Raw genomic sequence first — 898 nt, forward strand, 5'->3', positions numbered from 1 at the left:
TTGGACCGTGATCCCAACAGGTAGAAGAGTACATGGAGTACGCGAAACAGTTGGATGCAACGGCGAGCGGATACCTACCGTTACCTCAACTTCCACCTGATGGGGCAGTACACCAAAAAAGCCGATACAGTGATTTTCCAACAGCCGGCTTAGTAAAATCGTTGATAATAAAAAACCGCTGAATTTTCAGCGGTTTTTTTACGTTAAGTCAAAGCTTAATCGGCGAGCATACAAAAGCAGCGGCAACGTTTCATTGCTGTTAGCTCCACGTTCTCTGCCGCTTCTGCCAACGCGGTTGGCAGATCAACGGAACGGTTGACCACGGCAAAGACGGCGTCGAGTCCATGTTCATGTACCACTCCGCAATCGGCCGACAGACAACCCGCGATGCCAATCACCGGCAAGCTGTGCTTTTCGCTGTGCGCGCGACACCGATCGGGTTTGCCATGAATGGTTTGGCTGTCGATACGACCTTCACCTGTGATCACCAGATCCGCATCCGCGACGATTTCATCTAAGCGAACTGCGTCCATGACAATCTCAATACCAGGACGAAGCTCGGCATTGAGCAAGCCTAGCAGCGCCGCCCCCATGCCGCCCGCAGCGCCCGAGCCGGCGATATCACGAACATCCGCGCCAAGTTGCTGTTTTAATGATCGCGGCATAATGCGCCAAGTTTTTCATCCAAGATTTTTGACCATCTCTGGCGTTGCCCCTTTCTGCGGGCCAAAGACAGCGGAAGCGCCTTTTGTACCACATAGTGGGTTATCAACGTCACACGCGACTTCGAGGCGAACTTGAGCCAAACGAGGATCGAGTTGAGAGCAGTCAATCGTTGCCAATTTCGCTAGCTCACCACCGCCATAGCCAAGTGCATTTCCTTGTGCATCAAGAAGTT

Annotated in this window: 1 pseudogene; it reads right to left on the reverse strand. The window is 52.4% G+C overall.

Features of this window, described 5'->3' with window-relative positions:
- Nucleotides 1-215: 215 nt before the first annotated feature.
- Nucleotides 216-898: pseudogene (locus tag CIK04_RS29100) on the reverse strand (glycerate kinase); the annotation flags it as partial.

It is taken from the genome of Vibrio sp. 03_296 (genome assembly GCF_002265885.1).